Source organism: Caenimonas soli, from assembly GCF_013155545.1.
Classification (GTDB): domain Bacteria; phylum Pseudomonadota; class Gammaproteobacteria; order Burkholderiales; family Burkholderiaceae_C; genus Ramlibacter; species Ramlibacter soli.
Genome location: NZ_JABJVV010000007.1, coordinates 309,195 through 316,226, shown reverse-complemented (window position 1 = coordinate 316,226; position 7,032 = coordinate 309,195). Strand labels below are relative to the sequence as shown.

The 7,032-nt window shown below is 64.4% G+C and carries 8 protein-coding genes; 5 read left to right on the top strand and 3 right to left on the bottom strand.

Annotated elements, in window-relative coordinates; genetic code table 11:
* The coding region (locus HNE04_RS13530) for an integrase core domain-containing protein (RefSeq protein WP_172215579.1) at positions 1 to 298 on the top strand (298 nt) is incomplete at its 5' end.
* An 18-nt stretch (positions 299 to 316) separates the two neighbouring features.
* Here the strand turns inward: HNE04_RS13530 and HNE04_RS13525 are convergent.
* Together HNE04_RS13525 and HNE04_RS13520 are read right to left on the bottom strand one after the other, a co-directional pair.
* A complete protein-coding gene (locus HNE04_RS13525) occupies positions 317 to 889 on the bottom strand; it encodes a hypothetical protein (RefSeq protein WP_172219680.1) in 573 nt (190 codons plus the stop codon).
* 3 nt (positions 890 to 892) lie between these two features.
* Entirely contained in the window at positions 893 to 1,114 is a 222-nt protein-coding gene (locus HNE04_RS13520) for a CsbD family protein (protein WP_172219678.1), read from the bottom strand.
* Positions 1,115 to 1,267: 153 nt separating this feature from the next.
* Between HNE04_RS13520 and HNE04_RS13515 the strand changes: the two genes are divergently transcribed.
* The 4 genes from HNE04_RS13515 to HNE04_RS13500 all read left to right on the top strand — a co-directional run bounded on the left by HNE04_RS13515 (position 1,268) and on the right by HNE04_RS13500 (position 6,167).
* The gene (locus HNE04_RS13515) at positions 1,268 to 2,680 is read left to right on the top strand and encodes a sodium:proton antiporter (protein ID WP_172219676.1); all 1,413 of its coding nucleotides are present in this window, start codon (positions 1,268 to 1,270) and stop codon (positions 2,678 to 2,680) included.
* 1 nt (position 2,681) lies between these two features.
* Complete coding sequence (locus HNE04_RS13510) at positions 2,682 to 3,662, top strand: 2-hydroxyacid dehydrogenase (protein ID WP_172219674.1); 981 nt, start codon at positions 2,682 to 2,684, stop codon at positions 3,660 to 3,662.
* A gap of 61 nt (positions 3,663 to 3,723) precedes the next feature.
* A complete protein-coding gene (locus HNE04_RS13505) occupies positions 3,724 to 5,007 on the top strand; it encodes a DNA recombination protein RmuC (protein WP_172219719.1) in 1,284 nt (427 codons plus the stop codon).
* Positions 5,004 to 6,167, top strand: a complete 1,164-nt coding sequence (locus HNE04_RS13500) for an MFS transporter (RefSeq protein ID WP_172219672.1) — start codon at positions 5,004 to 5,006, stop codon at positions 6,165 to 6,167. Before HNE04_RS13505 ends, HNE04_RS13500 begins: the two co-directional genes overlap by 4 nt.
* On the opposite strand, the gene HNE04_RS13495 is transcribed toward HNE04_RS13500, so the two are convergent.
* Positions 6,164 to 7,027 (bottom strand): LOG family protein, encoded by an 864-nt coding sequence (locus HNE04_RS13495; protein WP_172219671.1) that lies wholly within the window; start codon positions 7,025 to 7,027, stop codon positions 6,164 to 6,166. The two genes, HNE04_RS13500 and HNE04_RS13495, sit on opposite strands and share 4 nt — an antisense overlap.
* Positions 7,028 to 7,032: the final 5 nt, after the last annotated feature.

The following is a 7,032-nucleotide window of genomic DNA, read 5'->3' as shown; positions in this document are numbered from 1 at the left end:
GGACAACGGCAGCGCCTACCGCTCCAGGCTGTTTGCCAAGACCTGCCAGGCCCTGGGCATCAAGCACACCTTCACCAGGCCGTATAGACCGCAGACCAACGGCAAGGCCGAACGGTTCATCCAGACCTGCCTTCGTGAATGGGCCTACGGGCGCACCTGGAGCAACAGCGCTGAACGCACTGGCTGGTTGCCCGCGTTCCTGGCCTACTACAACGCCCGCAGGCCCCACTCGGCCCTGGGCTATAAGCCTCCAGCTTCCCGTCTCGGCGGGAACAACCTATTGCAACTCAACAACTAGCCGGCGCCGGACGCGGCGTCACAGCTTGCCGAATTTCTTCTTGGCGTCGGCGACGCAGGTGTCCTTGGCCGCGCCCGTCATGGTGTCGCAGCGCTCTTTCGCGGCCGCATACTGGGCATCGGCCTTGTCGTCGCGAGCGTCCTTGGCCTTGGCTGCGGCCTTTTCAGAGCCGGCGCCCTTTTCGCTCACCGCCTTGCTGACCTTTGCGTCACCCTTGGCGCTTTCGAAAGCCGCCTTGGCGTCCTTCTTGCACACGTCCTTGGCGTTGCCAGTCAGGTCGTCGCATTTTTCCTTGGCCACATCGTAGGTGGCATCGGCCTTGGCCATCTTTACTTTCTCGTCCGCACGCGGACTGGGCTTGCTGGAAGCCTCGAGTTCCGCCTTGGCGACCTTCTGCTTGCCCTTGGCTTCGGCCTTGCAGATGTCCTGCGCGTTGGCCTTCAAGGCCTTGCAGGTGTCGCTGGCTGCCTTGTAATCAGCCTCGATCTTGTCCTTCTGGGACTTGTATTCGTCCTTGGTGAGGGCGGCACCGGCGCTGCCAGCGAAGGCCAGGCAGGTGGTAACAGCGAGTGCTATGAGCGTTCGACGCATGCGTTACTCCTTGTCAAACCGGTACTCCGGGTTGCGCTTTTCGAAAGTCTCGATCTGGCGCTCGGCCTCGTCCTTGGCGATACCGTGCCGTTCCTGGATGCGTCCCAACAATTGATCGCGCTTGCCGGCAATCACATCCAGGTCGTCGTCGGTTAGCTTGCCCCACTGCTCCTTGATCTTGCCCTTGACTTGCTTCCAGTTTCCCTTGAGACGGTCCTCATTCATGGTGCTCTCCAGTTGGTTGATTGGCTACAAAAACTTTAGGATTCGCGCAATTCCAGCTGGGTAGGACGGCCGGGGTAACAACAGTAGGGACATGCCTACACCTTTTTGGGGCGCGGCGATTCGTTATGCTCGGCAGCACAGGAGACAAGAACGATGAAACTGATACGTTGGGCCCTGGCTTCGGCTCTGCCGCTCGCCTGGCCACAGCTGGCTGCTGCAGCCGAACTGGACGGCAAGCAACTCTCGGCCCTGTGGGGCCTGCCGTTCGCAGGCATCCTGCTGTCGATTGCCGTGTTGCCGCTGCTGGCTCCGCGGTTCTGGCATCACCATTTCGGCAAGGTGTCCGCTGCCTGGGCGTTGGCGTTCCTCATCCCGTTTGGGCTGATGTTCGGCCTGCCCACAGCCGGCATCAGCTTCGCGCATGCCCTCGTGGCTGAGTACATTCCTTTCGTCATCCTGCTGACGGCGCTGTTTGCGGTATCCGGCGGCATCTACATCCGGGGCAATCTGCATGGCAGCCCCGGGCTCAACACGGCGATCCTGGCGATCGGGGCGGTGCTGGCCAGCCTGATGGGGACCACCGGCGCGTCCATGTTGCTGATCCGGCCGTTGATCCGCGCCAACGACAACCGCCGGCACAAGGCGCACGTGGTCGTGTTTTTCATCTTCATCGTTTCCAACGCCGGCGGCTCGCTGACGCCGCTGGGCGATCCGCCACTGTTCCTGGGCTTCCTGAAGGGCGTGGACTTCTTCTGGACCGTGAAGCAGATCTTTCCAGAAACGCTTTTCCTGGTCGGCGTATTGCTGGCAATCTTCTACGCCCTGGACTCGTGGTTCTATCACCGCCGGGAAGAGTTGTTGCCCGTTGATCCCACGCCCGATTCGCGCGCGATCGGCTTCGACGGCGCGCGCAATTTCTGGCTCTTGGCAGTCATCATGGGACTGGTGTTGCTCAGCGGTGTCTGGAAGTCGCCTGTGGCTTTCAACATCGCCGGCACCGAGGTCGGCCTGCCGGGCCTGGTCCGCGACCTGGGGCTGATCGTCGTGGCGTGGCTGTCGATCCGGATCACGCCGGCCGCAGTGCACGAGGACAACCAGTTTTCGTGGGGTCCCATGCTGGAAGTGGCCAAGCTGTTCGCGGGTATCTTCCTGACCATCATTCCTGTCATCGCCATGTTGCGCGCGGGCGTGGATGGACCATTTGGGGCGGTGGTTTCGGCCGTGACCCGGCCGGACGGATCACCCGACCCGGCCATGTATTTCTGGGCGACGGGAGCGCTGAGCTCTTTTCTGGACAACGCGCCCACTTACCTGGTGTTCTTCAATACCGCGGGGGGTGACCCCCAGGCGCTCATGACAACCTTTGCGCCTACCCTGGCCGCCATCTCGGCCGGTGCCGTGTTCATGGGTGCCAACACTTACATCGGCAACGCCCCCAACCTCATGGTCAAGGCCATCGCCGAGGAGCGCGGTGTCAAAATGCCCAGCTTCTTCGGCTACATGGCGTGGTCGGGCGCGGTGCTGATCCCGCTGTTCATCGCCATCACTTTTATCTGGTTCCGCTAGCATGACCAAACCCCGCATTCTCATGGCCCGCGCAGTTTTCCCCGAGCTGATCACCCGGCTCGAGCAGCACTTCGAGGTGGAGCACAACCAGGCCGACGAGGCGTGGACCACGCAGCAACTGGCCGCGAAGTTGCACGACAAGGTGGGGCTCTTCACGACCGGCAGCGAACGGATCGACGAGCAGGTGCTCGCAGCCGCGCCCAAGCTGAAGATCTGCGCCAACATGGCTGTGGGCTACAACAACTTCGACCTGCCGGCAATGACGGCACGCAAAGTCCTGGCCACCAACTCGCCCGATGTCCTGACCGAAACCACGGCCGACTTCGGCTTCGCCCTGCTGATGGCCACGGCTCGCCGCGTGACCGAGAGCGAGCATTACCTGCGCGCCGGCAAGTGGCAGCGCTGGAGCTACGACATGTTTTCCGGCTCGGACGTCCACGGCAGCACGCTCGGCATCCTGGGCATGGGCCGCATCGGGCAGGGCATTGCCCGGCGCGGGGCGCACGGCTTCGGCATGGACGTGATCTACCACAACCGCTCGCGCCTGGCGCCCGAGCTCGAAGCGGAATGCAAGGCGCGCTATGTCGGCAAGGAGGAATTGCTCCGCACGGCGGATCACCTCGTCCTGGTGTTGCCGTACTCACCCTCGTCGCATCATGCGATCGGCGCGGCGGAGCTGGCGCTGATGAAGCCTACGGCGAACCTGATCAACATCGCCCGCGGCGGTATCGTGGACGATGCGGCGCTGGCTGCGGCCCTGCGGGACAAGCGGATCGCGGCGGCGGGTCTGGATGTGTTCGAGGGGGAACCCAAAATCCACCCCGACCTCCTGACGGTGCCCAATGTGGTGCTGACCCCGCATATCGCCAGCGCCACGGTTCCCACGCGCAAGGCGATGGCCAATCTTGCGGCTGACAACCTGATCGGTTTCCTGGTACACGGCAAGCCGCTGACGCCCCTGAATCCCGAAGTACTGAAGTAAGGCACGCGTGGAAATCTGGACTCTGGTTGCGTTGGCGATCGCCAACCTGGTGCTGCTCTTGATGCTGTTGCTGCGCAAGCCGCCGGCCAATGATGCGGCTCGCATGGAATTGCTGGCCGCGAACGAGCGCATGGAGCGTGAGCTGCGCCGCGAAATCAGCGAGTCGTCGCGCGGGGCGCGCACCGAACTGACGCACACGCTCGGCACCTTCCAGGACGCCATCGTCCGGCAGGGCGCCGAAACCACCCGCACCCAGAACATCCAGATCGACGCCTTCGCCCAGCAGCTCACGCTGCTGCAAAAGACGCTATCGGACACGCTGTCGCTGCAATTGCAGAACCTGGGCGAATCGAACGCCAGGCGCATGAACGAAGTGCGCGCCACTCTCGATTCGCAGCTCACCCAGCTGCAGCAGACCAACGCCGCGAAGCTCGACGAGATGCGCAAGACGGTGGACGAGAAGTTGCAGACCACGCTGGAGACACGCCTGGGCGAAAGCTTCAAGCAGGTGGCCGACCGGCTGGAGCAGGTCCACAAGGGCCTGGGCGAGATGCAGACGCTGGCTCAGGGCGTGGGCGATCTGCAGCGCGTGCTGACCAACGTCAAGACCCGCGGCATGTTCGGCGAGGTGCAGCTGGAAGCATTGCTCGAACAGGTGCTGACGCACGAGCAGTACGCCAAGCAGGTGGAAACCAAGCCGCGCAGCAACCAGCGGGTGGACTTCGCCATCCGCTTTCCCGGCCGCAGCGCCGACGGCACGCCGGTTTGGTTGCCGATCGACGCCAAGTTCCCGCGCGACGACTACGAGAGATTGCTCGACGCGCAGGATCGGGCCGACCCGGCAGCGGCCGACATCGCCGCGCGCGCCCTGGAAGCGCGCATCCGCACCGAAGCCAAGTCCATCAGCGAAAGCTATTTGTGCCCGCCGCAGACCACGGATTTTGCCATCCTGTTCCTGCCCATCGAGAGCCTCTATGCCGAGGTGCTGCGCCGGCCAGGCCTGATGGACAGCTTGCAGCGCGACTACCGGGTGACCTTGGCCGGGCCGACGACGCTGCTGGCGATGCTCAACAGCCTGCACATGGGCTTCCGGACGCTGGCGCTGGAGCAGCAAGCGTCCGAGGTCTGGAAGGTTTTGGGCGCGGTCAAGACCGAGTTCGAGCGCTACGGCGAATGGGTAGCCCGCATCAAGGAGCAGGTGCAAAAAGCCTCCGACACCTTGGACAAGGCGGACAGCCGAACGAAGATGATGCGGCGAGCTCTCAAGGTGGTGGAGGCCTTGCCTGAAGCGCAGGCCCAGGCGCTGCTGCCCCAGGTGGCGGAAGGGGACGACGCAGCCGAATGACCGGTGGTGGCCTCAGCCCCGCGCTTGCCCGACTCATCGCCGGCCATATCTTCCTGCATGCGTGCATGGCCGGCACCCGCATGGCCGCGCCGCTGCTGGCACTGCGGCAGGGCCACAGCGAGGCCGCCGTCGGCGTGCTACTGGCGTTGTTCGCGCTGACCCAGGTTTTCCTTGCGCTACCGGCCGGGCGTTACGCCGACCGGCACGGCCTCAGGCGGCCCATGGGGTTGAGCGTGGTGGCTGCGACCGTTGGGGCTGGCCTGGCCGTGGCCTTTCCGGTGTTTCCGGTGCTTTGCCTGAGCGCCTTGCTGACCGGAGGCGCGACCGGCGCGGCGTCGATTGCGCTGCAGCGCCATGTCGGCCGGGCGGCGGAGAACCCGACGCAACTCAAGCAGGTGTTCTCATGGCTGGCCATCGGCCCGGCCATCTCGAATTTCCTGGGGCCGTTCAGTGCCGGCCTGATGATCGACCACGCAGGCTTTCGGCCGGCCTTCCTGCTGATGGCTGCGTTGCCACTGGTGTCCTGGTTCTGGGTGAAGTCGGTGCAGGACTTGCCGCCCGTCATCCCGTCCGACAAGCACCGCGGGGGCAAGGCCTGGGACCTGGTGCGCGAGCCCATGTTTCGCAGGCTGCTGCTGGTCAACTGGTTCCTGTCTTCGTGCTGGGACGTTCACACCTTCGTGGTTCCGGTGCTGGGCCACGAGCGCGGCCTGTCGGCGTCGGTGATCGGCTCCATCCTGGGGGCGTTTGCCATCGCCGCGGCGCTGGTGCGCGTGGTGCTGCCGCTCATCGCCGCGCACCTGCGTGAGTGGACGGTGATCGCGGGTGCGATGATCGCAACGGCGCTGCTGTTCGGCATCTACCCCTTGGTGCATGCCCCCCTGGCCATGGGCATGTGTTCCATCCTGCTGGGGCTGGCCTTGGGTACGGTGCAGCCCATGATCATGAGCATGCTGCACCAGATAACGCCCGAGCACCGTCATGGCGAAGCGGTGGCCCTGCGGATGATGGCAATCAATGCCTCCAGCGTCACCATGCCCATGCTGTTCGGCCTGGCGGGCACCGCCATCGGAATTTCCGGCGTTTTCTGGATCACGGGCGCCATCGTCGCCGGGGGCTCCCGACTGGCCTTCAAGCTCGGCGAGGCCCGCGCGCCCTAGAGGCGATAGAACCCCTTGATGATGTCCCAGGCGGTCTCGGGGTCGTCGGCATACTGGAACAGGTCGAGATCGGCTGCGGAGATCACGCCTTCTTCGATGAGCACGTCGAAATTGATCAGCCGCTTCCAGTAGTCGGTTCCGAACAACACGATCGGCACCTGCTTGGCCTTGCGTGTCTGCACCAGGGTGATCACTTCGAACAGCTCGTCCAGCGTGCCGAAGCCGCCCGGAAACGCCACCAGAGCCTTGGCGCGCATCATGAAATGCATCTTGCGCAAGGCGAAGTAGTGGAACTTGAATGACAGTGCCGGCGTGACGTACGGATTGGCGCTTTCTTCCATCGGCAAGGCAATGGACAGGCCCACGCTGATGCCGTCGCCCTCATACGCGCCGCGATTCGCGCCCTGCATGATCCCGGGGCCGCCGCCAGTGCAGATGAAGAGCATGTCCTCGGGGTTCTTGCCGGCGCTGTAGTGCGCCACCAGCTTGCCGAAGGCGCGCGCCTTCTCGTAATAGTGGGCGTTGCGTGCGAGGGCCCGGGCGCGCCTGATCTGCACTTCGTCGCCCGAGCTTTCGGCTGCGACGACCAGCGCGGCCGATTCCTCGTCGCTGCGGAAGCGGGCGCTGCCGAACACGACGATGGTGTTCTCTATGCCGTGGGCCTGCTGCTCCAGGTCGGGCTTGAGCAGCTCGAGCTGGAAGCGGATGCCGCGCGTTTCGCGGCGCAGCAAAAACTCGGGATCGGCGAAGGCCAGCCGGCTGGCGTCGGGGTCCAGCGGCAGGCCCTCGCTGGAGTGGGCTTGGAGCGTGGCCCAGGCGTCGGCCAGGCGGCGGTCATGGATATTGCGGGTAGAAGGCATGGCGC

Bases quoted from the DNA above. Each gene is read 5' to 3' on its own strand.
- HNE04_RS13525 (WP_172219680.1), bottom strand. From the start codon at position 889: ATGCGTCGAACGCTCATAGCACTCGCTGTTACCACCTGCCTGGCCTTC.
- HNE04_RS13520 (WP_172219678.1), bottom strand. From the start codon at position 1,114: ATGAATGAGGACCGTCTCAAGGGAAACTGGAAGCAAGTCAAGGGCAAG.
- HNE04_RS13515 (WP_172219676.1), top strand. From the start codon at position 1,268: ATGAAACTGATACGTTGGGCCCTGGCTTCGGCTCTGCCGCTCGCCTGG.
- HNE04_RS13510 (WP_172219674.1), top strand. From the start codon at position 2,682: ATGACCAAACCCCGCATTCTCATGGCCCGCGCAGTTTTCCCCGAGCTG.
- HNE04_RS13505 (WP_172219719.1), top strand. From the start codon at position 3,724: ATGCTGTTGCTGCGCAAGCCGCCGGCCAATGATGCGGCTCGCATGGAA.
- HNE04_RS13500 (WP_172219672.1), top strand. From the start codon at position 5,004: ATGACCGGTGGTGGCCTCAGCCCCGCGCTTGCCCGACTCATCGCCGGC.
- HNE04_RS13495 (WP_172219671.1), bottom strand. From the start codon at position 7,027: ATGCCTTCTACCCGCAATATCCATGACCGCCGCCTGGCCGACGCCTGG.